This window comes from Hahella sp. NBU794 (assembly GCF_050749805.1).
Taxonomy (GTDB): domain Bacteria; phylum Pseudomonadota; class Gammaproteobacteria; order Pseudomonadales; family Oleiphilaceae; genus Hahella.
The window spans coordinates 1,003,337-1,024,749 of sequence record NZ_CP192738.1 but is presented as its reverse complement, the minus strand read 5'-3'; the positions used below and the strand labels follow the sequence as shown (position 1 = coordinate 1,024,749).

The window sequence follows — 21,413 nt, the reverse complement described above, 5'->3', positions numbered from 1 at the left end:
CTATTGCAGCCCGCCTTCAGCCAATACCCCGGCCACTGAGCCGATGTCTCCCGCGCCTTGCGTCAGTAATAGATCGCCGTCCTGAAGCACGCCGCTCAACACTGCTTTTACATCCTGCCCACGTTCGATAAATATTGGGTCAAGCTGTCCACGCTGCCGGATACTGCGGCAGAGACTGCGTCCATCCGCCCCCGGGATTTCTTTTTCCCCCGCGGGATAAACATCCATCAGCACCAACACATCCACTTTGGACAACACCTGCACAAAGTCTTCGTACAGGTCGCGGGTGCGCGTGTACCGGTGGGGCTGGAATACTGTCACCAGACGCTTATCCGGCCAGCCGTCGCGAATGGCTTTGATGGTGGCGTCCACCTCTCTCGGGTGATGACCATAGTCATCAACCAGCATGACCGAGCCATCAGCCACCGGATAATTTCCGTAAACCTGAAACCGACGCCCCACGCCCTGAAATTTATTCAGCGCAGAGACAATCGCTTCGTCGGCAATCCCTTCGTCAGACGCTACCGCTATCACCGCCAGCGCATTCAGTACATTGTGCTTGCCCGGCATGTTCAGGCTGATGCGCAAGTCGGGCTGATCGCCAGGGCGCTTCGCAGTAAAGGATGTCTGCATCCCCTGCTGTGCGATATCCACGGCCCGCACATCCGCTTTCTCGTTAAATCCATAGGTGATGACGGAACGCCCTACGCGGGGAATAATTTCACGCACCACCGGATCGTCGTAACACATCACCGCCACGCCGTAGAAAGGCAGGTTATGCAGGAAGTCGACGAAGGTCTGCTTCAGCTTCTCAAAGTCGCCGCCATAGGTGTGCATGTGGTCTGCGTCTATGTTTGTCACAACTGACACCATTGGCGTCAGGTGCAGGAACGACGCGTCGCTCTCGTCCGCTTCGGCCACCAGATATCGAGAGGCGCCCAGCTTGGCGTTGGTTCCTGCGCTGTTCAGACGACCACCGATAACAAACGTTGGGTCCAGACCCGCTTCACCTAAAACGGACGCCATCAGACTGGTTGTCGTTGTCTTGCCGTGGGTGCCTGCGATGGCGACGCCATGTCGGTAACGCATCAACTCCGCCAGCATTTCCGCGCGGGCGATGACCGGAATACGTTGCTCGTTGGCCGCCGTCACTTCCGGGTTGTCTTTGGCTACGGCGCTGGATGTCACCACCACATTCGCTCCGGCAATATTCTGCGCGGTATGGCCGAAGGTGATGATCGCCCCCATATCGCTCAAACGTCTGGTCGTTGCGGACTCTTTCAGGTCTGAGCCGCTGATTTCATAACCCTGGTTCAGCAGCACTTCCGCGATGCCGCACATACCGGAGCCGCCAATGCCCACAAAATGTATGCGTCTGATACGGCGCATTTCGGGCGGTCCCCAAACGGTATTCTTCATAGTTGTCTCAGTCATTGGCGCATGCCTCCCAACAATACTTGACCACTTCTCTGGTCGCTTCGGGCTTGGCTAACGTCCGTGCGGCGTTCGCCATTTCCAGCAGTTTTTGCGGCTGCCCGAGCAGGGAAGTCAAAGTCTCTGCCAATCTTTCCACTGTTAAATGATCCTGTTGAAATATCTTCGCCGCTCCCGCCTGTTCCAAGTGTCGGGCATTCGCGGTCTGGTGATCGTCCACCGCATGTGGGTAAGGCGCCAGCAGGGCTCCCAGTCCCACAGTACAAAGCTCCGCAAGGGTCAACGCCCCTGCTCGACATAAAGCCAGGTCAGCATTTGCATATACGCTGGCCATGTCTTGTAAAAAATCGTGGACTTCCGCCTCCACTCCCAAGCTCGCATAAAGCTCGCGACAGGCTTGGTCCTTACCCTCGCCCGCTTGATGCACGATTCGTGGACGCAAAGCCTCTGGCAAGGCCGCAATCGCTTTAGGCGCCGCTTCATTTAAAGCCAGAGCGCCGCGACTGCCGCCAAGAATAAGCAGCGTGGGTTTTCTTGAGCCGATTCCCCGCTCCTGCGGCGAGGGCAACGCCACCAGTTCGTCTCTGACCGGATTACCCACGGTCACAACCGATTGCGCCTGAGCAAAGGTCTGCGGGAAAGCTTCCAATACATAGCGCGCGCCGCGAGCCAGCCAACGGTTAGTCATTCCCGCAATCGCATTCTGTTCGTGAATCACCAGAGGCGTGCCGGTCAAACAGGCCACGATGCCGCCAGGTCCTGACGCAAATCCACCCATTCCCAACACACAATCGGGCTTTTCCTTACGGAATACGCTGAATGCCTGCCATAGGGCGCGCATCAGGTTGACCGGCGCCATCAACAATGCAACCGCGCCTTTGCCCCGCAAGCCGCCAATTGTGATTAAACGCATAGGAATGTCAGTGCCACTGATAATACGCTCCTCCATTCCTCCGCGTGCGCCCAGCCAGACGACCTTCGCTCCCTGTTCGCGCAACGCCAGCGCAGACGCCAGCGCTGGGTATACATGCCCGCCGGTGCCACCCGCCATAACCAGGAAAGTCTTGCCGCTCATCGCTGGGCGCCTCCCCGGTTTTTCACTTTTGGCGACGTCTCTTCATTCTGTTCGCCGCTCACCGCCTCGGAGCCAATTCGCAGCAAAATCGCCACGCACAGGCTACTGATAATCAAACTACTGCCGCCGTAACTGATCAGCGGCAACGTCAAACCTTTGGTTGGCAACAGTCCGGTGTTCACGCCCAGGTTGATCAACGCCTGACCGCCCAGCAACAGCGTGACGCCATAGCCGGTGTAGGCGTTAAACAGCTGACCCGCACGTTCCGCCATCCGCGACACATGCATGCCGCGCCACAGCAACACGCCAAACAACACGATAATCAACAAGCTACCCAGCAGACCCAGCTCTTCCGCGATAATCGCGAACACGAAGTCGGTGTGCGCTTCAGGCAGATAAAAAAGCTTTTGTATACTGTTACCCAGACCTACGCCGCTCCACTCGCCGCGCCCGAAAGCGATCAGCGCCTGAGTCAGCTGATAACCGCTGTCAAACTGATCCGCCCAGGGGTCGGTATAAGCCGTCAACCGCTTCAAGCGGTAGGGCTGTGATACCGCCAACAACGCCACGCTACCCACGCAGAACATCAACAGTGCGGCGAACCGGCTTAACGCCACGCCGCTTAAGAAAATCATTCCGACCACCGCGCACATGGTGACAACCAAGGCGCCGAAGTCTGGCTCCATCAGCAACAGCAACGCCACCAGCGTCAGCACCAGCAACGGCTTGGCGAAGCCCCACCAGCTGCCGCGCACTTCGTCCAGGCGGCGCACCAGATAGCTGGCGGTGTATATCGCCAGGCACACTTTGGCGATTTCCGACGCCTGGATATTGATCACTCCCAGACTGATCCAGCGGGTGCTGCCGTTAACTGTCCTCCCGATGCCGGGAATCAGCACCGCCACCAGGAAACCCAGCGCCACCACCAGCAGTATCCAGCTTTGCTTGTGCCACCATTGCAGAGGCAGCCGCAAAATCACAAAGCCAACTGCAACGCCGGCCAGCAGGTACGATAAATGCCGCCACATGTAGTACAAGGCCTGTCCATTAGCGTCGTCAGCGAAGTCAACCGACGCCGAGGTCACCATGATCAAGCCAATGGCCGCCAACGCCAGGGCGGAGCCCAGCAACGGCATATCCAGCGTCATCGTCTGGGTGTTTTTGGAAGCGGTAAGCGTTAACGTACTCATAACGCCCTCACCCATTGCTTGAACTGGTCGCCGCGATCCTCGTAGTTTTTGAACATGTCAAAACTGGCGCAGGCTGGAGACAGCAACACCAGATCGCCAGCAGAGGATGTTTCCGCCGCCAGCTTAATCGCCTCTTCCATCGTTTCAGCTGACAACGTCATTGCGCCGCCAGCGAGTGCTTCTTTTAATTTGGGGCCGTCTTCACCAATGATGATCAACGTGGACACCCACTCTTTCACCGCCGGAGCCAAAGGAGCAAAGTCCTGACCTTTCCCTTGTCCGCCGCAAATCAACACGATTCCACCGTTCGTAACAGGACCCAATCCGGCCAATGCCGCCTGAGTCGCTCCCACGTTAGTGGCTTTAGAGTCATTGATGTAGGCAACTCCGTCTTTATCCGCCACCCACTCACAACGGTGGGTCAGCCCCGTAAATTCTCTCAACGCCTGCAGACAGGGCTCGCACTCCAAACCTGCGGCATCCGCCAGCGCCAGTGCGGCCAGGGCGTTGCTCCAGTTGTGCTTGCCGCGAATGCGCATCTGCTCCACTGGCAAAAGCTTTTCCGCGCCATACGCCAGCCAGGCGTCGCCATTTTCCTCCAGCACGCCATATTGTCCTGGCTCAGGCTTCTTCAACGTAAACCAGGTAACTTCCGCGTCCCGGCTCAGGGGCGGTTGCGCCAACGCATCATCACGATTCAGCACTTGACGACGACAGCCATAGAACACTCTCAACTTGGCGAGGTGGTAAGCCATCATGTCCGCATAGCGGTCCATATGGTCTTCAGACAGATTCAACACAGTGGCCGCCAGTGCGCCCAGGCGATCAGTCGTCTCCAGCTGGAAACTGGACAGCTCCACCACGTACAGCTCCACCCCGTCCGCCAGCAAGTCCAGCACTGGCGTTCCCAGGTTGCCGCCTACGGCGACGTTCACGCCGCAAGCCTTCGCCATCTCGCCGACCAGCGTGGTCACAGTGCTTTTGCCGTTGGAGCCGGTGATCGCCAAAATGGGCGCATTGGCTTCACGACTGAATACGTCTACGTCGCCACAGATCTTGACTTGCCCTTTCACCGCCTGCAGGTCTGGATGACTCAATGGCACGCCAGGGCTCAACCAGATTTCGTCGGCGCGCGCCAACATGTCCTGATCCAACCCGCCGGTCACCACCTGCACATCCGGATTGATCGCATTAAGCTCCGCCAGCCCAGGAGGATTTTCGCGCGTATCCATCACGCAAAAGCCATAACCGCGCCGTGTCAGATAATCCGCGCAGGACAGCCCGGTCTTACCTAACCCGATAACAGCGATATTACGGTCGCGCGCCAAAATCGACATGAACGAATTACCTGATCTTCAACGTCGCCAAACCAATCAGCACCAGCACTACGGTTATGACCCAAAACCGCACGATAACTCTCGGCTCCGGCCAGCCTTTGAGCTCAAAATGGTGGTGCAACGGAGCCATGCGGAAGATACGCCTTCCGGTCAGCTTGTATGACGCCACCTGTAGAATCACGGACACCGTCTCCATTACGAACACGCCGCCCATTACAAAAAACACCAATTCCTGACGGACGATAACCGCCACAACGCCAAGCGCGGCGCCAAGCGCTAATGCGCCAACATCCCCCATGAACACCTGCGCCGGATAAGTGTTGAACCAGAGAAAGCCCAGCCCTGCGCCAACTAGCGCACCCAGGAATATCACCAGTTCACCGGTTCCCGGCAGATAAGGAATATGCAGGTACTCTGCAAACTTCACGTGACCGGACAAATAAGCGAACACGGCCAAGGCGCCGCCCACCATTACGGTTGGCATAATCGCCAGCCCATCCAGGCCGTCAGTCAGGTTGACGGCATTACTGCCGCCCACGATGACAAAGTAAGTCAACAGCACAAACCCCACTCCAAGCGCCAGGGTGACGTCCTTGAAGAAAGGAACGATCAACGTCGTTTCCTGCGGCAAATGGGCGGTCTTGAATAACACGACGGCCGCGCCAAAGCCGAACACGGACTGCCAGAAGTACTTCCAGCGCGCCGGCAAACCTTTAGGGTTTCTCTCGACGACTTTGCGCCAGTCATCCACCCAGCCGATGGCGCCGAACAACAGGGTCACGCCCAATGTGATCAGCACGTAGCGATTCGTCAGGTCCGCCCACAACAATGTGCTCACTGCAATCGCCACCAAAATCAAAGCGCCGCCCATAGTCGGCGTGCCGGCTTTGCTGAAATGGCTCTCAGGGCCATCGTCTCTGACCGCTTGCCCGATCTGGTAATAGCTGAGCTTGCGAATCATCACCGGACCCACCAGCAAAGAGATCAGCAGCGCCGTTAAGACACCCAGGATCGCACGCAGCGTGAGGTACTGGAACACACTGAAAATGCTGAAATACTGCGCTAGAAAATCAGCTAACCAGACTAGCATTTAGCCCCGTCTCCCATCGCGTTTGATGAACGGACGTTCATACGATTTCATTTCTCCACAATCTGCTTCACAACGTTTTCCATCGCCGCGCTCCGTGAGCCTTTCACTAGCACCGTAGTGTTAGAATCCAGGCGCTCGCGCAACCATGCGGCGATGTCGTCATGAGTAGTAACAACCGGGGACGCATCCCCGAAACCTTCACGATATTCCGCCGCCCAGCGGCCTATTCCCAATAACATGTCTACGCCATTGTCCCTGGCGTATTGAGCGACCTCCCTATGCGCTTCCTCCGCAACGGAGCCCAGTTCTCCCATGTGCCCCAGCGCAACGATTCGACGCCCTGGATAGCGGGCCAGGACGTCAATCGCGGCCTTCACTGAAGTTGGGCTGGCATTGTATGTGTCATCAAGAATGACACTCCCATTAATTCCCAGTAACTTGTTCATGCGGCCTTTTACAGGAACCGCTGACGCGAGACCGTCGCGGACTTCATTCAACGTCCATCCCAACGCCAATGCAGCAGCTGCAGCGGCCAACGCGTTGCGCACGTTGTGCGCACCCGGCAACGGCAGCGTCGCATCAATGTCACCCTCTGGCGCGCACAACTGAAACGTGGAGCCGTTTAGCTCCAGGTTCACGTCTTGCGCTCTCACCATCGCAGACTCATCCATACCAAAACTGATAACTTTGCGCGCCCCCGCCATTTCCACCCATGCGGAGAAGTTAGCGTCGTCTTTGTTCAGCACCGCCACGCCATCTTCAGGTAAACCACAGACGATCTCGCCCTTGGCTTTAACAATGCTCGCCAGATCGCCAAACCCTTCGATATGCACGGCGGCGGCGTTATTCAGAATCGCCACCTGCGGGCGCGCAAGCGCCACTGTGTAGGCGATCTCTCCCACCGCACTGGCTCCCAGCTCAAACACCGCGCTTTTGTGAGCGTCAGTCAACTGCAGCAGGCTCAATGGCGCGCCAATGTGATTGTTGAAGTTGCCCTGGGTCTTACAGACCTCGCCGCGCTGGGACAATATAGAAGCCAGCAGCTCTTTCACCGTGGTCTTACCCGCGCTGCCGGTGACAGCCGCCACTGGTCCGTCGAAGCGACTCCGGTTCAGGGCGCCCAGCCGTCCCAGACCAACCAAGCTATCGGGCACGATAATCTGCGCCGCGTCCGCCGCCACTTTGCGTTGCGCCAGTACGGCGACAGCGCCCTTAGAAACAGCGGCGTCTATATATTCATGGCCATCGAAGCGGTCGCCTTTCAACGCGACGAACAAAGCGCCGGAGCAATCCGCCCGGGAATCGGTCGTCACGCGCGTGAAAGCAACATTGTCGCCTTCAGCCGTTCCGTCGACCGCTTTCGCTATGTCATCTGTCAACCAGTCTCCGATCATCGTCTCTATCTCTTTTTCATCTCTTCATCAAATTTCGCCGTTGGCGGAGCTTCTCACGCCAGCGACAGAGGCCAAACAGTCGCGGGCTATCTCAATGTCCGAGAACGGCATGCGCCGCCCTTGAATCTCCTGGTAATCCTCGTGTCCTTTGCCGGCCAGTAAAATCACATCCTCCAGGGCGGCATGCTCCACTGCGAAACGGATGGCGTCATTTCTGGGACGCACCACTTGAAAGTGCGCGCCTTGTTCCGCGCCTTTCACAATCTGCGCGACAATACTTTCCGGATCTTCTCCACGAGGATTGTCATCAGTCAGCACCACCTCATCCGCATATTGCGCAGCGACGGCCCCCATCAAAGGCCGCTTGCCTGGATCTCGGTCGCCGCCGCAGCCAAACACGCACCAGAGACGTCCAGGGCAATGCCTGCGCGCCGCCTTCAATGCAACTTCCAGGGCATCCGGCGTGTGCGCGTAATCCACCACAACGGTCGGAGCCTTATCTTCATGCAGCGGCTGCATACGTCCCGCCACTGGCGTCAATCGCGCCATCTGCTGACGTACAGCCTGCGGCTCCGCCTTCAATGCCGACATGGCCGCGCAAGCAGCCAACGCATTGGATAAATTAAATTCACCAACCAGCGCCAAGCGCGCGGGTTCACGGGTTGCGCCAAGATCAAGCTCAAAGCTCATTCCATCGGCGTCAAAATGTACGTCTTCCGCACATACGTTCGCCGCGGACTGATCTCGTTTTCCGACGCTAAACGTCAGCGTTTTCGGCCCTTGCAGCTCTTGCGCCCAGCGCGCGCCATATGGGTCATCCTGATTGAAGACTTTCCAGCGCACTGAGTCCGACAGGAACAGCCGTTTTTTTGCTTCAGCGTACGCCTCTAGCGTGCCGTGATAATCCAAGTGATCCCGGGTGATGTTGGTCAACACCGCGACATCAAAGTTAACGCCCGCCGCTCTGTCCTGATCCAGCGCATGGGAGGACACCTCCATCGCCACCAGTTCAATGCCTTCATCACGCAACTCCGCCAGCACCCGGTGCAGAGACACTGCATCCGGCGTGGTATGCGTCGTCGCTTTCAGACTGTTCGGGCGACCGTAGCCAAGCGTGCCGACTACCGCCGCCGACATCCCCAGCCCTTCCGCCAGTTGCGCAACGTAATGGGTGACGGAGGACTTACCGTTAGTACCGGTGACTCCCACCACTTTCATGCGATGCGTCGCCTGACCAAAAAACCGGTGCGCGATAATCCCGACCACTGGCCGCACATTATCGAGCTCAATAAAGACAACATCGCCTTTTTCATAAACATGCTGACGCGTTCCTGGCAGCAGCACTGCACGAGCGCCTCTGGCCAGCGCATCCTCCACATATTGAGCGCCATTTGAACTGACGCCCTCAGCCGCGACAAATAAAGCGCCACTGGTGACTTTTCTGCTGTCTTGCTGGATATCAGACAGCCAGCAGTCCAAAGCGGCTGGCACCTCCGTGATTCCCTTTAACAGTTCCGCCAGTCGTTGTTGCGCGACACCCGGCATATCAGCCTCCATTCCTTTTGCTATCGGAGCCGCTTGCTCCTGCGACCATAGGGATAGCCCGATCCGGCGCCACATTCAGCAGGCGCAACGCATTGGCCACCACTCTGGCGAAAACCGGCGCGGAGACTTCTCCGCCGTAATATTCAGAGCCCTGCGGTTCATTCATCAAGATCGCCATCGCCAGTCTGGGCTTCTCAACCGGAGCCAAACCTGCAAACACCGCGTTATAGGCGTCATCCGCATAGCCATGCTCGCCAACTTTGTGAGTGGTGCCGGTTTTACCCGCCACACGATACTCCGCGACATGCGCCCGGGTTCCTGTACCGCCCTTTAACACCACTGTCTCCAGCATTTCCCTGATGTGCTTGGAAATGCCCGGCGACATAACCTCCTGCGGAGAAACTCCTTGCTGTCCGCCCTTAATCAAACTTACTGGCCTGCGCACGCCATCGGCGGCGATCGCCATGTATGACTGAGCCAGCTGCAGCGTAGTGACTGACAGTCCGTAACCGTATGACAGCGTCGCCAGGCGAATCGGCTGCCATTTGGTGAAATTCGGCAACACGCCTACCGCTTCCCCTGGAAACTCAATGCCAGACGACTGTCCAAAGCCAGCTTGGTAGAAAGTTTCAAAAACCGCTTCTCCGCCGATTTTCAACGCCACCTTGCTAGTTCCGACATTGCTGGACTTGGTAATGATAGAAACCAGGTCCAACGTGCCGTAGTCGCGAGCATCGCGAATAGTCTGCCCATTCAAACGCAGGAAACCCGGACTGGTGTTGATCCGGGTTTCCGTTGTAAAACTCCCTGTCTTAAGCGCTGCGGCTATCGACAAGGGTTTGACGGTGGACCCGGGCTCGAACAAATCCGTCACCGCCCGATTTCGCAACCCCGAGGGGTTCATACTGTCCCGATTATTGGGGTTGAACGAAGGCTGGTTAACCATCGCCAGCACTTCTCCGGTCCTCACATCCAGTATCACCAGCGACCCGGATTTTGCGTGGTGCGCCTCAACCGCCGCCTTTAATTCCCGATACGCCATATACTGCAAACGCAAATCGATACTGAGCCGCAGGTCAGTACCGGATTGCGCGTCCTGCAGCAGGCTCAAGTCCTTAATCACATAACCACGGCGGTCCTTCAGCACCTTTTTGCTGCCATTAACGCCGCGCAGATACTCATCAAAAGCCAGCTCAATGCCTTCCTGACCTTTTTCGTCGATATCCGTGATGCCAACGATATGCGCCGCCACTTCCCCAGCAGGGTAATAGCGTTTGAATTCGCGTTTTGCGTACAGCCCTTGCAGTTTCAGGTCCATCGCCAAGCGCCCGGTTTCCGGCGATAGTTGGCGCTGTACGTAAATAAACTCTTTGCCTTTATGACGACGCAGCCGCTTCACCATCTCGTCGGACTGCATGCCCAGCAAATCCGCCAGCTTACGCCAGCCTTCATCATTCTCCTGCGCTTCTTGCGGGTTCGCCCATAAGGTCACAACCGGCGCGCTGACCGCCAAAGGCTCGCCGTTGCGATCCAGTATCTTGCCGCGGGTCGCCTGAATCGGCTCAACCCGTACTGTGCGCATATCGCCTTGCGAACGCAGGAACTCATGATTAATCACCTGCAAGTCAATAACGCGCCAGACCAGCACGATAAAACACGCGACCAACACGATAGCCACAGCGTAATAGCGCCAGAGCATGGCCGGGGCTGCTTGCCCGCTCTCAGTCTGCTCCATGGCGCCTCGTTGAGCTGTCCGCCGGTCGTTGGCTTTCATCTCACAATCTCTATCTTGGTGGCGTCAGGCACATGCATGCCAAAACGCTGATCCGCAATCTGCTCCACTCGGCTGTGCGCGCTCCAGGCGCTTTCCTCCAGCAATAGCTGGGTCCATTCGCGCTCGTAGCGGTCTTTATCCCGCTGCAGCGTCTGTAGTTCAATAAACTGCTGCCGGTTCAAATGCACGGCGTACACCGTGGCGACGCCGGACACCACCAGAGCCGCCAACAATGACAAAGTGATCAACGCCCGCCCCTTGATCATGCTTGCGGCAAGGCGACACGTCTCACCCCACCACTCCAGTACGACGGGCAAAATCGGCTCACGAACCGTTTTGCTGCGTCTTGTCGTCAGTGGCGTAGCCTGACCTGTAGAACGAATCAAAATCATCAACATTTCTCCAATACACGCATTACGGCGCTGCGCGCCCGTACATTGGCCGCGAGTTCAGTTTCGCCTGCGCGGATTTTCTTACCTACCAATTTGGCTTTTGGCGGCGCATCATCCACCACCGGCAGCCATTTCGGAGTCTTGGGCCCTCGTACAATATCCCGCATGTACTGTTTGACCATGCGATCTTCGAGAGAATGGAAGCTGATAACCGTCAGGCGTCCGCCTGGCTTTAGCACTCCAAACGCCTGCTCCAGCCCCTGGGCCAGATCGTCCAACTCCCTGTTGATGTATATCCTGATAGCCTGAAACGCTCGCGTCGCCGGATTCTTGCCTTTCTCCCAGCGGGGATTAGCCGCCGCGACAATTTCCGCCAGCTGCAAGGTCCGGGTAATGGGCTGAGTCTGACGCGCCGCCACGATGGCCTTCGCCATCCGCCGCGCAAAACGCTCTTCGCCCAGGTCCCAAAGCACCTTGCTAATTTCTTCTTCTTTTGCGGTATTCACCCATTCTGAAGCAGACTGTCCGCTGTCCGGGTCCATCCGCATATCCAATGGCCCGTCCTGCATAAAGCTGAAGCCCCTTTCGGCTTCATCCAACTGCGGGGAGGAAACACCCAAGTCAAGCAGTACGCCGTCAACGCCAGGCCATTGCAGTTCCGCAACAAACGAGGCCATGTCAGCAAAGGAGCCTTGCCGGAATAGAAATCTGTCATCGCCAGAAAACCTTTCCATCGCCGTCCGCCTCGCACGTGGATCTTTGTCGATACCCAGCAGTCGCCCTTGCGGCCCCAGCGCTTTCAATATCTCCGCACTGTGTCCGCCGCGCCCGAAGGTGCCGTCTATATAAAGCCCATCCGCCTTGACGCCCAGAGCCTCAACAGCCTCGGCCAATAAAACCGTTACGTGTCCGTATTGATTACTTTCCATAGTGTTATAGCGCGATGTTCATCAGTTCTTCTGGGACATCCTGACCAAGCGCATCCTCGTCCAGATATTCATCGCGCCGCTTCGTCCAGTGATCTTCGTCCCACAACTCAAACTTCTTACCCTGACCCAATAGAATCAATTTCTTATCCAGATATGCGTATTCACGTAACGGCTGAGACAACAACACGCGTCCCGCACCATCAATTTCAAGTTCAGTGGCGTGGCCCAACAAGAGCCGCTGGATGCGCCGAGTCGCCGGGTTGTACGCGGGAAGCGCGGCGATCTGGCTTTCAATCTGTTCCCACTCCGGCAATGGATAAATCAGAAGGCAGCGTTCTTGTGTATCAATGGTCGCAATCATTTGGTTATTGCTTATTTCGGCAATACGATCCCGGTAACGCGTCGGCATAGCAAAGCGCCCCTTTGAATCCATGTTGATCGCATTGACCCCTCTAAACACTTATTTGCCCATCTCAGAAGGTTTTCGCCACAAAAAACCACAATCATCCACTTTTACCCACTTTTACACACTATAGAAAGCGGAAGGCATTATTTCAAGATGATTAAGTTACGGATGGGTCAATAATTTCCTCTTAAAAGACAAGTAGTTACAGAAAAAAAGGGGAAAAAATAGACAGATTTGAGACAAAAATAGCTTTGCAATCAAAGCGCTAGAGGAATTTCTTTAGATACAAGCTCGCATCTAAGAATATTTAGCTATAAAGACCGCATTGGTAAATAAAACGAGGTATGTGCACGCCCAATTATCGGCCGCACAGTTTCATTGTTAAGAGAAGTTAACCCTGAAACTCTCATACGCAAGAGTTTCAGGGTTAAAAAGAGAAAAGAAGAGCTTGTCTGTAAGCCGGGTTCTGTCGTGGACAGTCATTCATCTGGGATGCATGTCGCCATGCACCTCTAGCGACCTACCCGGATCCAGCGTGGGCCACGCCATTGGATCCCTATTTGGTCTTGCTCCGAGTGGGGTTTTCCATCGCCATGGACTGTTACCAGCCATGCGGTGCGCTCTTACCGCACCATTTCAACCTTACCGTTCTGCCGAAGCAGACTTAGGCGGTATACTTTCTGTTGCACTTTCCGTCGACTCGCGCCGCCCAGGCGTTACCTGGCACTTTGCCCTGTGGAGCCCGGACTTTCCTCCATCCCGCGCCCAATAAAGGATGCGAAACAGCGACTGCCTAACAAGCTCTGGCGGCAAGATTAGCGATTTCCCTCTTCCGACACAAGCTTTGCGCCAGCAAGTCATTAAAGAAGTCGCAAACTTACTCGCCCTTTAACGCCAGCGCCTGCTGATAAAGCTCATTCTTACCGACACCCGTCAACGAAGACGCCAACGCCGCCGCCTTTTTAACAGGCAATTCTTTGAGCAACGCCTGCAGCAATTGCGACACTTTGATTTCCACAGAGTCGCCTTGCTCTTTGCGCCCCCCCTTCACCAACACGACGAACTCCCCGCGCTGCTGATTTCCATCCGCCAGCATCCAGGCTTTAACCTCCTGAACACAGCCCGCTTTTATCGTCTCGAAGGTTTTGGTCAGCTCTCTGGCGATCACCACCTCCCTGGCGGCCCCCATCACCGCCTCTAAATCTTCCATCATCGCCAAGATCCGATGAGGAGACTCATAGAACACCATGGTCCGGGGTTCGTCAGCCAGCTCCTGCAAACGCCCACGCCGCCCAGAACCCTTGGCGGGCAGAAACCCTTCGAAGACAAACCGTTCACTCGGCATGCCGGAAGCGGATAAAGCCGCCACCAACGCACAGGCGCCGGGAACTGGCGTGACGGCGAAGCCAGCCTCTCTGGTCGCTCGCACCAACGGAAACCCCGGGTCCGATATCAACGGCGTCCCTGCATCAGATATCAGAGCGATGGACTTACCTGCCGCCAGTTCTGACAACAAGCGCTCTGTTTTCGCCTCTTCATTGAACTGATGCAAAGAGGTCATCGGCGCATCAACGCCAAAGTGACTCAACAACTTGCCACTGTGCCGAGTATCTTCCGCCGCAATCAGGTCCACCGATTTCAATATGGCGATCGCCCTGGGAGTCATGTCATCCAAATTACCAATCGGGGTCGCTACAATGTATAAAACACCCTTTGCTTCGCTCATAATTCTTTCATCTTGTTAATAACTGAAATTTCCACCCCAACCTTGGCCTTTGCTAGAATGGCCGTTGCTTTTATATTTACACTCGGCTTCTCGCATATCGCCGCCATTATATAACCGCCGCGGCCGGCCTAAGTTAACCATAAAACCGGCCTGACTTATAACTATTGCTCTCTGGTAAGCGCATGCAGCGAAAACATAATTATCCATTTCACGTCCTGCTTTTAACATTACTCCTGTCTTTTTTAAGCGGCTGTGAGGGCTTATCCGTCAGAGGCGGCGACTCCAGCTCGCAAGGCGCAACCTCTCAGGACGAAGCGGAAAGAGAGCTTCAGCTTGCTCAAAATACGCTACCGCCCGAGCAAGCCAACCACAAATTAAAAGCACTGGACATTTACTTGGCGCGAGGCGACTACGCAAACGCACAAAAAGTGGTGGAGTCCATCAACTCCACCACCCTGACTCAGCCCCAGATGGAGCAGTATATTATCCTCGGCGCGACACTGGCCCTGGAGCAGAATCGACCAGACCAAGCTCTTTCTTATTTCAACGCCGCCCCATCCGGCGCTTTCGCCAGCCGGCCCGTGGATATTCAGCTTCGCGCCAATGAACTGCACGCCAAAGCGCTTATGGCGACAGGCTCCTCATTGGACGCCGCACAACTTCTGGTTTACGCATCAGGTCTCTATACTGGCGAAGAGTATTGGCGGGTGCTGGATGACGTTTGGAACGCCTTGCGCGCCACGCCCAGCCTTGAGCTGAGCCGCGCGCTGGAAACGGCGCAAGACTACGACTGGCGCGGTTGGCTTGAACTGATCACCGCCGTACGTCAGAACCAGTTCAGCCTGGAAATGCAATTGGCGGCGCTAAAAAGCTGGCGCCAGCAATGGGCGGACCACCCTGCAGCCAAAAGACTCCCTGCCGAGCTCAAGATGCTGGCGGAACTGCCCAATGAGCGCCCCAGCAAAATCGCACTACTGGCGCCGCTAAGCGGTAATCTGGCTAAAGCAGGAGAAGCTATTCGTGACGGCTTCCTAGCCGCCTACTATCAAGATATCAACAGCAGCGAGAGCAACGGACAAGGCCCGGAAATTCAGATTATAGACTCAGGCTCTATCGAAAATATCGCCGACCTCTATCTCTCGCTGCAGCTGGAAGGTTACGACCTGATTATTGGCCCTCTGGAAAAAGAGGCCGTCGCCCAGCTTGCCGGCTTCCCTGAACTTGATCCTCCTGTACTAGCATTGAACTACCTGGACGAAGGCGTCACTCCGCCTCCCGGAATGTACCAATACGGACTCGCCGCCGAAGACGAAGTGCGCCAGATAGCCAGAAAGCTGATGTCGGAAGGAAAGCGCGGCGTCGCAGTGATTTACCCTGACTCACCCTGGGCGATAAAACTCGCCAGCGTGCTGGACAGAGAATACGAGGCAGCCAACCTGCCTTTACCTATCCCATACAAATATGTTGAGGGCGAAAATTATTCAGACGGCATCGCCCACCTGTTGCAGATCAACGCAAGCAAGCAAAGAGCCAGAAAGCTAAAGTCAGTTGCAGGCAAATTTGAGTATGAACCGCGTCGCCGACAGGATATTGATGCCATCATCATGATCTCTACGCCATATGTAGCCAGACAGCTAAAACCCTTACTGCTGTTTCACTACGCCAGCGACCTGCCAGTCTACGCTACATCACAAATTTACGGTGGCGTCCCTCAGCCAGATAAAGACCACGACTTGAATGGCATTCATTTTACGGAAACGCCTTGGTTATTGAGCCAGTCATTGCCACTCAAACAAGATATTCGTTATGTCGCAGACACCACGCGCTACGAAAGGCTGTATGCAATGGGCGCCGATGCTTACACTATCGCCCCACGACTCAGCCTCATGCGCCAATTTCCTGACAGCCAGATACAAGGCGCGACAGGCAACCTTTTTATGAATGACGCCCAGCAAATTCGCCGCATACTGGAATGGGCGATATTTGAAAGAGGCGTGGCGAAAGCGGAGTTAAACAGCCCTGAGCCAATCTCCCAATAATGCCCTTTAAGCGCCTGATCAAGTCTATTGATATTGGCCGCGCCGCAGAGAGCCAAGCGGAAAGTTTCGCACGCGCCCAAGGATTCACCATCCTTGAGCGCAACTTCCGCTGCAAAGGGGGAGAGATTGACCTCATCGCCAAACACGGCGAGCACTTGGTATTTATAGAGGTGCGCCACCGCAGCAGCGATAAGTTTGGCAGCGCAGCAGAATCTATTACTCAAAAAAAGCAGCAACGCATTATCCTTGCCGCAAACATATACCTTCAGAAGAAAGGTTTAACAGACATGCCATGCCGATTTGATGTTATCGTGGGAAACCTCAAATCAAATACCGGCTTTCAATGGATACCAGACGCATTTAGCTGCTGGTGACGCCACCTTTCGCACCAACGTACACCACCGTTAATTCCGGATTTTTATATGAACAGTATTGAACGCATCATCCACCTCTTCGAAGAAAGCATTAAAGCGAAGCAAGTTTCCGCACAATCACTCCCCCCACTGATTGAGGCGGCAGGCCAGTTGATGGTTCACGCTCTTCTTAGCGATCACAAAATTCTCTCCTGCGGCAATGGCGGCTCCGCCGGAGATGCGCAACACTTCTCCTCAGAACTGCTAAACCGCTTTGAGCGTGAGCGCCCCAGCCTACCAGCAGTCGCTCTGACGACTGACACTTCGACACTGACATCCATCGCTAACGACTACAGCTACAACGAAGTATTCTCCAAGCAGATACGCGCCCTGGGCTCTGAAGGCGACGTACTTTTAGCTATTTCCACAAGCGGCAATTCTGCGAATGTAATTCAAGCGATACAGGCAGCCCATGACAGGGGGATGAGAGTGGTTGCTTTGACAGGAAAAGATGGCGGAAACATGGCCTCCTTACTCCAGGCCGAGGATGTTGAAATCCGAGTTCCAATGACCTCTACCGCACGTATTCAGGAAGTACACCTGTTAACAATCCATACTCTTTGCGACTACATCGACCGCGAAATTTTTGGCCCAATAGACTAACGCAACAAAAAAGCCGGAAGCACGACTTTCACCATGCTTCCGGCTCTTCAGACTCTAAAGCTCTAATCTCTTATTTGACTATCTTCAGGCTCGGCTTGGAGCCATCTCGCCCTCCGCCTTTCGGTGGAGGCGTTGGAGAAGATCCTGGCTTACCCTTATTGCTAGGCGGCTCTGGAGCCCCGCCCGGTTCAGAACCAAAGACCATGCCCTGACCATTTTCCTTCGCGTATATCGCCAGCACCGCCATTATCGGAACGGACACTTGACGCGGCACGCCACCAAAACGAGCGCTAAACTCAAGATAATCATTACCTATGTTCAAGCCGCGCACCGCTTGCGGACTGATGTTAAGCACAATTTGGCCGTTGCTTACAAAGTCACGTGGCACATCTACGCCCTGAAGCGACGCATCCACAACCACGTATGGCGTTAGATGATTATCAAGAATCCACTCGTTCAGAGCTCGCAACAAATAGGGACGACTGGGAGTCATTGGTATTGCCAATTCAATTTGAGCTTTAGGGGCCCTGCATAGACCCCTTCAGTTAGAAGTATCAGCTAAACATTTCCTGTTCGATATCGGACAGGCTAGCTTTGAAGGACTCACGGGAGAACAGGCGGTCCATATACTTGATCAGCGGTTTAGCCGGCTTTTCAGGAAGCTCAATCTTCATGAGCTTCAGACGCCACAACAGTGGAGCGACGCAGCAGTCTACAATTGTAAACTCTTCGCTCATGAAATACGGCTTCTCCGAAAAGATCGGGGCGGCGGCTATCAAACTTTCACGAAGCTGTTTGCGCGCCTCTTCAACCTCTGCTGTATCAGATTTACCTTGCAGAACGATATCCGCCAGACTGCACCAATCCTTTTGGATTCGATACATCAACAAACGGCTCTGCGCCCGCGCAACCGGATAAACCGGCAAAAGCGGCGGATGAGGAAAACGCTCATCCAGATACTCCATCATGATGTTTGGTTCGTACAGCGACAGCTCACGATCCACCAGGGTTGGCAGCGTGTTATAAGGATTTAGGTCGGCAATCTCCGCAGGCTTATCATCAGGATCAACATCGATGATATCTACCGCCACACCTTTCTCAGCCAAAACAATACGGACTCTATGACTGTAGTGGCTCTGCGGATCAGAAAAAAATGTCATTGATGACCGTTTGGTCACGACTCCCATAGAATTACCTCGGTCGCTTGTAACTCAGATTATTCAGAAAGAAAAATTCCAGCACCGGGGCAACCCGATGCTGGAGCTTTTATCCAAGGTCGAACATTATACACGAAAAGACTAGTGAACGTCTTTCCAATATTCTCTGTTGAGGAGGTATGCAGGAACGAACAGAATCACCAGGAACAACAATACAAACGGAGCGATGTCTTCACTTTCCAGCCTTGAGGGCTCACCCACATAGGCCAGGAAGTTGACCATGTCGCGAATCGCAGCATCATACTCTTGCGGCTCCATGCTGCCCGTTGTAGCAAATGACTTACAACCTGGCGCACCAACTACTACACCACTTAGAGGATCTATACCCGCTTTACTGCCCAGTTCCGGCTTTTCAGCGCACAAGCCCTGCAGACCGACCAGGACATGGGGCATACCAACGTCTTTAAACACAACGTTGTTGACCCCCCATGGACGAGACTCATCTTTATAGAAGCCTCGCAGGTAGCTATACAACCAATTTGGTCCGCGCAATCTGGAGATCAATGTCAGGTCAGGAGGCGCAGCGCCAAACCAGCCTTTCGCCATAGAAGGAGCCATAGCGATATCCATCAGCTGTCCAATCTTCGCATCGCCGAAGATCAGATTCTCCTCGTAAAGATTGTGTGGAATACCAATATCGTCCGCCACACGCTCATAACGAGAGTATTTTAAAGAGTGGCAGCCCATGCAGTAGTTGGTAAACATCGCAGCCCCTCTTTGCATGGAAGGCTTATCACGAATATCAACATCCACATGGTCTAAGTGAACATCTCCGCCGCCGGATGCGTAAGCAAGAGACGTCACGCACGAGAGAAGCAGAACTTTCAGTATGCTTTTCATTAGTGAGTCACCCTCTCTGGTACAGGTTTAGTCTTTTCAGCTCTGGTATACCAAGGCATCAATAGGAAGTAAGCGAAATACAAGCCTGTAAACAGAGGCGCCATCCAGCTGGGTTGCTCATTAGCGGGCAGTGCGCCGCAAACGCCCAGAATCACGAAGCTCACCGCAAATATCAACAGCGCGACCTTACTCATCACACCTTTGTAACGAATAGATTTAACAGGGCTACGATCCAGCCACGGCAACACGAAGAGAATCGCAATCGCGGCACCCATGACAACCACACCCCAGAACTTCGCATCAACCCCAAACAACGGATAAGTAATTGCCCGCAACATGGCGTAGAAAGGCGTGAAATACCAAACAGGAGCAATGTGTTCAGGAGTCTTCAGGGGGTTGGCCGGCTCAAAGTTCGGCTTCTCCAGGAAATACCCATTCATTTCAGGGAAGTAGAACACTACCACACAGAATACAAAGAGGAAGACAACCAAGGCCACGATGTCATGCACCGTGTAGTATGGATGGAAGGGAATACCGTCTTTCGGAATACCATTCTCATCTTTGTTCTTCTTGATCTCAACGCCATCAGGATTGTTAGAGCCGACCTCATGGAGAGCAAGAATATGCAGAACAACCAAACCAAGCAGTACGATTGGCAAAGCGATAACGTGCAGAGCAAAGAATCGGTTAAGAGTAATACCCGAAATCAGGTAGTCGCCCCTGATCCACTGAGCCAGATCTTCACCCACATAGGGTATCGCGCCAAACAGAGAAACGATTACCTGCGCACCCCAGTATGACATCTGCCCCCAAGGCAACAAATAGCCAAGGAAAGCCTCAGCCATCAAACACAGATAAATTGTCATACCAAAAATCCAAACCAGCTCACGAGGCTTTTTATATGAGCCATACATGAGCCCGCGGAACATATGCAGGTAGACAACGACAAAGAATGCTGATGCGCCGGTTGAGTGCATCAATCGAATGAGCCACCCGAACTCCACATCACGCATAATGTATTCTACTGAAGCGAACGCCCCTTCAGCAGTCGGGTTGTAACTCATGGTCAACCAAATACCTGTAAGCAGCTGGTTAACAAGTACAACTAAAGACAACGAACCGAAGAAATACCATACGTTAAAGTTTTTAGGCGCATAGTACTTGCTCATGTGCTTTTCGAAGGCATCGACGACAGGCAGACGATCGTCGATCCACTGGATAAGCTTCTGCATTATGCGTTCTCCTTGTCATCACCTACGATGAGGTTCACGTCGTCAACATACATGTGGGGAGGCACTTCAAGATTCTTGGGAGCAGGTACGCCTTTGAAGACCCTTCCAGCCAAGTCAAACTTGCTGCCGTGACAAGGACAGTAAAAACCACCAACAGTTTCATCAGGAATAACTTCCGGCATGAATTTCGGAGAGCAACCCAAGTGAGTGCAGATTCCTACGAGTATGACGTATTCATCTTTGATTGAGCGGTGGGCGTTTTGAGCGTAAGCGGGTTGTTGCGGCTTTTCAGATTGCGGGTCCTGCAAATCGTCCGCAATCGAATCCAGCCCTTTCAGCATTTCTGGCGTTCTGCGCACTACCCAGACAGGCTTGCCCCGCCATTCAACCGTCATTTGTTGACCGGGTTCAAGTTTACTGATATTAACCTTAACAGGCGCACCAGCGGCTTTCGCTTTAGCGCTTGGGTTCCAGGAAGCGACAAAAGGCACCGCTGCGCCAATGGCGCCGATACCCCCAACGACCGAGGTTGCTCCCACCAGAAAACGACGGCGGCTCTTGTTCACGTCGTCTTTCGTCATACTAGGTTTCTCCCATCAGGCAGCAATTTGAGGCCAAAATCAGGCCATTATGCTCTTATTTCTTCAGGCGTAAAATCCGGCTGACATACTAATTAAAATGCCTTATCGATACAAGGACGACGCGCGCGTGGCATGGCGTTGTCTCAACAATATTGACCCAAGTTAAATATCCGTCGGACGGTTTTCGCTTATGCTC

Annotated in this window: 20 protein-coding genes and 1 other RNA gene; 3 read left to right on the top strand and 18 right to left on the bottom strand. The window is 54.5% G+C overall.

Annotation, left to right across the window (positions count from 1 at the left end; all coding sequences use genetic code 11):
* The 13 genes from murC to rsmI all read right to left on the bottom strand — a co-directional run bounded on the left by murC (position 1) and on the right by rsmI (position 14,292).
* On the bottom strand, positions 1-1,434 hold the full coding sequence (gene murC / locus ACQYWX_RS04565) for a UDP-N-acetylmuramate--L-alanine ligase (protein ID WP_431688027.1): 1,434 nt from the start codon (positions 1,432-1,434) through the stop codon (positions 1-3).
* Positions 1,427-2,509: an undecaprenyldiphospho-muramoylpentapeptide beta-N-acetylglucosaminyltransferase gene (murG, locus tag ACQYWX_RS04560; RefSeq protein WP_431688026.1), complete on the bottom strand. Its 1,083-nt coding sequence runs from the start codon at positions 2,507-2,509 to the stop codon at positions 1,427-1,429. Before murG ends, murC begins: the two co-directional genes overlap by 8 nt.
* Positions 2,506-3,699 carry a putative lipid II flippase FtsW gene (gene ftsW / locus ACQYWX_RS04555; protein WP_431688025.1) on the bottom strand — a complete coding sequence of 398 codons (1,194 nt, stop codon included), beginning with the start codon at positions 3,697-3,699 and terminating at the stop codon, positions 2,506-2,508. Before ftsW ends, murG begins: the two co-directional genes overlap by 4 nt.
* Positions 3,696-5,036 (bottom strand): UDP-N-acetylmuramoyl-L-alanine--D-glutamate ligase, encoded by a 1,341-nt coding sequence (gene murD, locus ACQYWX_RS04550; RefSeq protein WP_431688024.1) that lies wholly within the window; start codon positions 5,034-5,036, stop codon positions 3,696-3,698. Before murD ends, ftsW begins: the two co-directional genes overlap by 4 nt.
* Before the next feature lie 7 nt (positions 5,037-5,043).
* Positions 5,044-6,126: a phospho-N-acetylmuramoyl-pentapeptide-transferase gene (mraY, locus tag ACQYWX_RS04545; RefSeq protein WP_127968633.1), complete on the bottom strand. Its 1,083-nt coding sequence runs from the start codon at positions 6,124-6,126 to the stop codon at positions 5,044-5,046.
* A 47-nt stretch (positions 6,127-6,173) separates the two neighbouring features.
* Positions 6,174-7,505, bottom strand: a complete 1,332-nt coding sequence (locus ACQYWX_RS04540; RefSeq protein ID WP_431688023.1) for a UDP-N-acetylmuramoyl-tripeptide--D-alanyl-D-alanine ligase — start codon at positions 7,503-7,505, stop codon at positions 6,174-6,176.
* 42 nt (positions 7,506-7,547) lie between these two features.
* Entirely contained in the window at positions 7,548-9,065 is a 1,518-nt protein-coding gene (locus ACQYWX_RS04535; protein ID WP_431688022.1) for a UDP-N-acetylmuramoyl-L-alanyl-D-glutamate--2,6-diaminopimelate ligase, read from the bottom strand.
* 1 nt (position 9,066) lies between these two features.
* Positions 9,067-10,839 (bottom strand): peptidoglycan D,D-transpeptidase FtsI family protein, encoded by a 1,773-nt coding sequence (locus ACQYWX_RS04530; RefSeq protein ID WP_431688021.1) that lies wholly within the window; start codon positions 10,837-10,839, stop codon positions 9,067-9,069.
* A complete protein-coding gene (gene ftsL, locus ACQYWX_RS04525; protein ID WP_279506797.1) occupies positions 10,836-11,231 on the bottom strand; it encodes a cell division protein FtsL in 396 nt (131 codons plus the stop codon). The genes ACQYWX_RS04530 and ftsL overlap by 4 nt, the downstream gene beginning before the upstream one ends.
* On the bottom strand, positions 11,231-12,160 hold the full coding sequence (rsmH, locus tag ACQYWX_RS04520; protein ID WP_279506796.1) for a 16S rRNA (cytosine(1402)-N(4))-methyltransferase RsmH: 930 nt from the start codon (positions 12,158-12,160) through the stop codon (positions 11,231-11,233). Before rsmH ends, ftsL begins: the two co-directional genes overlap by 1 nt.
* Positions 12,161-12,164: 4 nt before the next feature.
* Complete coding sequence (gene mraZ, locus ACQYWX_RS04515; RefSeq protein ID WP_011399600.1) at positions 12,165-12,569, bottom strand: division/cell wall cluster transcriptional repressor MraZ; 405 nt, start codon at positions 12,567-12,569, stop codon at positions 12,165-12,167.
* 436 nt (positions 12,570-13,005) lie between these two features.
* Positions 13,006-13,371: RNase P RNA component class A (gene rnpB / locus ACQYWX_RS04510), an RNA gene on the bottom strand.
* A 72-nt stretch (positions 13,372-13,443) separates the two neighbouring features.
* Positions 13,444-14,292 (bottom strand): 16S rRNA (cytidine(1402)-2'-O)-methyltransferase, encoded by an 849-nt coding sequence (gene rsmI, locus ACQYWX_RS04505; protein ID WP_431688020.1) that lies wholly within the window; start codon positions 14,290-14,292, stop codon positions 13,444-13,446.
* Between the two features lie 182 nt (positions 14,293-14,474).
* Between rsmI and ACQYWX_RS04500 the strand changes: the two genes are divergently transcribed.
* The 3 genes from ACQYWX_RS04500 to ACQYWX_RS04490 are packed head-to-tail and all read left to right on the top strand — an operon-like array spanning position 14,475 to position 17,347.
* On the top strand, positions 14,475-16,331 hold the full coding sequence (locus tag ACQYWX_RS04500; RefSeq protein WP_279506792.1) for a penicillin-binding protein activator: 1,857 nt from the start codon (positions 14,475-14,477) through the stop codon (positions 16,329-16,331).
* The gene (locus ACQYWX_RS04495; RefSeq protein WP_216736731.1) at positions 16,331-16,705 is read left to right on the top strand and encodes a YraN family protein; all 375 of its coding nucleotides are present in this window, start codon (positions 16,331-16,333) and stop codon (positions 16,703-16,705) included. Before ACQYWX_RS04500 ends, ACQYWX_RS04495 begins: the two co-directional genes overlap by 1 nt.
* A 48-nt stretch (positions 16,706-16,753) precedes the next feature.
* Positions 16,754-17,347 (top strand): phosphoheptose isomerase, encoded by a 594-nt coding sequence (locus ACQYWX_RS04490; protein WP_279506789.1) that lies wholly within the window; start codon positions 16,754-16,756, stop codon positions 17,345-17,347.
* A 70-nt stretch (positions 17,348-17,417) separates the two neighbouring features.
* On the opposite strand, the gene ACQYWX_RS04485 is transcribed toward ACQYWX_RS04490, so the two are convergent.
* The 5 genes from ACQYWX_RS04485 to petA all read right to left on the bottom strand — a co-directional run bounded on the left by ACQYWX_RS04485 (position 17,418) and on the right by petA (position 21,217).
* The gene (locus ACQYWX_RS04485) at positions 17,418-17,840 is read right to left on the bottom strand and encodes a ClpXP protease specificity-enhancing factor (RefSeq protein WP_127968623.1); all 423 of its coding nucleotides are present in this window, start codon (positions 17,838-17,840) and stop codon (positions 17,418-17,420) included.
* A 61-nt stretch (positions 17,841-17,901) separates the two neighbouring features.
* A complete protein-coding gene (locus tag ACQYWX_RS04480) occupies positions 17,902-18,534 on the bottom strand; it encodes a glutathione S-transferase N-terminal domain-containing protein (protein WP_011399606.1) in 633 nt (210 codons plus the stop codon).
* Positions 18,535-18,645: 111 nt separating this feature from the next.
* Positions 18,646-19,404 (bottom strand): cytochrome c1, encoded by a 759-nt coding sequence (locus ACQYWX_RS04475; protein ID WP_216736729.1) that lies wholly within the window; start codon positions 19,402-19,404, stop codon positions 18,646-18,648.
* Positions 19,404-20,636, bottom strand: coding sequence for a cytochrome b (locus ACQYWX_RS04470; protein WP_431688019.1), 1,233 nt, complete (start codon positions 20,634-20,636; stop codon positions 19,404-19,406). The genes ACQYWX_RS04475 and ACQYWX_RS04470 overlap by 1 nt, the downstream gene beginning before the upstream one ends.
* Complete coding sequence (gene petA, locus ACQYWX_RS04465) at positions 20,636-21,217, bottom strand: ubiquinol-cytochrome c reductase iron-sulfur subunit (RefSeq protein WP_279506780.1); 582 nt, start codon at positions 21,215-21,217, stop codon at positions 20,636-20,638. Before petA ends, ACQYWX_RS04470 begins: the two co-directional genes overlap by 1 nt.
* Positions 21,218-21,413 lie beyond the last annotated feature (196 nt).

Excerpts from the sequence above, each read along its gene's own strand:
- ACQYWX_RS04470 (WP_431688019.1), bottom strand. The coding sequence starts at position 20,636 with ATGCAGAAGCTTATCCAGTGGATCGACGATCGTCTGCCTGTCGTCGAT.
- ACQYWX_RS04495 (WP_216736731.1), top strand. The coding sequence starts at position 16,331 with ATGCCCTTTAAGCGCCTGATCAAGTCTATTGATATTGGCCGCGCCGCA.
- ACQYWX_RS04480 (WP_011399606.1), bottom strand. The coding sequence starts at position 18,534 with ATGGGAGTCGTGACCAAACGGTCATCAATGACATTTTTTTCTGATCCG.
- ACQYWX_RS04530 (WP_431688021.1), bottom strand. The coding sequence starts at position 10,839 with ATGAAAGCCAACGACCGGCGGACAGCTCAACGAGGCGCCATGGAGCAG.
- ACQYWX_RS04490 (WP_279506789.1), top strand. The coding sequence starts at position 16,754 with ATGAACAGTATTGAACGCATCATCCACCTCTTCGAAGAAAGCATTAAA.
- murD (WP_431688024.1), bottom strand. The coding sequence starts at position 5,036 with ATGTCGATTTTGGCGCGCGACCGTAATATCGCTGTTATCGGGTTAGGT.
- ftsL (WP_279506797.1), bottom strand. The coding sequence starts at position 11,231 with ATGATTTTGATTCGTTCTACAGGTCAGGCTACGCCACTGACGACAAGA.
- petA (WP_279506780.1), bottom strand. The coding sequence starts at position 21,217 with ATGACGAAAGACGACGTGAACAAGAGCCGCCGTCGTTTTCTGGTGGGA.
- mraY (WP_127968633.1), bottom strand. The coding sequence starts at position 6,126 with ATGCTAGTCTGGTTAGCTGATTTTCTAGCGCAGTATTTCAGCATTTTC.
- ftsW (WP_431688025.1), bottom strand. The coding sequence starts at position 3,699 with ATGAGTACGTTAACGCTTACCGCTTCCAAAAACACCCAGACGATGACG.
- ACQYWX_RS04485 (WP_127968623.1), bottom strand. The coding sequence starts at position 17,840 with ATGACTCCCAGTCGTCCCTATTTGTTGCGAGCTCTGAACGAGTGGATT.
- ACQYWX_RS04475 (WP_216736729.1), bottom strand. The coding sequence starts at position 19,404 with ATGAAAAGCATACTGAAAGTTCTGCTTCTCTCGTGCGTGACGTCTCTT.
- rsmI (WP_431688020.1), bottom strand. The coding sequence starts at position 14,292 with ATGAGCGAAGCAAAGGGTGTTTTATACATTGTAGCGACCCCGATTGGT.
- mraZ (WP_011399600.1), bottom strand. The coding sequence starts at position 12,569 with ATGCCGACGCGTTACCGGGATCGTATTGCCGAAATAAGCAATAACCAA.
- murC (WP_431688027.1), bottom strand. The coding sequence starts at position 1,434 with ATGACTGAGACAACTATGAAGAATACCGTTTGGGGACCGCCCGAAATG.
- rsmH (WP_279506796.1), bottom strand. The coding sequence starts at position 12,160 with ATGGAAAGTAATCAATACGGACACGTAACGGTTTTATTGGCCGAGGCT.
- murG (WP_431688026.1), bottom strand. The coding sequence starts at position 2,509 with ATGAGCGGCAAGACTTTCCTGGTTATGGCGGGTGGCACCGGCGGGCAT.
- ACQYWX_RS04500 (WP_279506792.1), top strand. The coding sequence starts at position 14,475 with ATGCAGCGAAAACATAATTATCCATTTCACGTCCTGCTTTTAACATTA.
- ACQYWX_RS04535 (WP_431688022.1), bottom strand. The coding sequence starts at position 9,065 with ATGCCGGGTGTCGCGCAACAACGACTGGCGGAACTGTTAAAGGGAATC.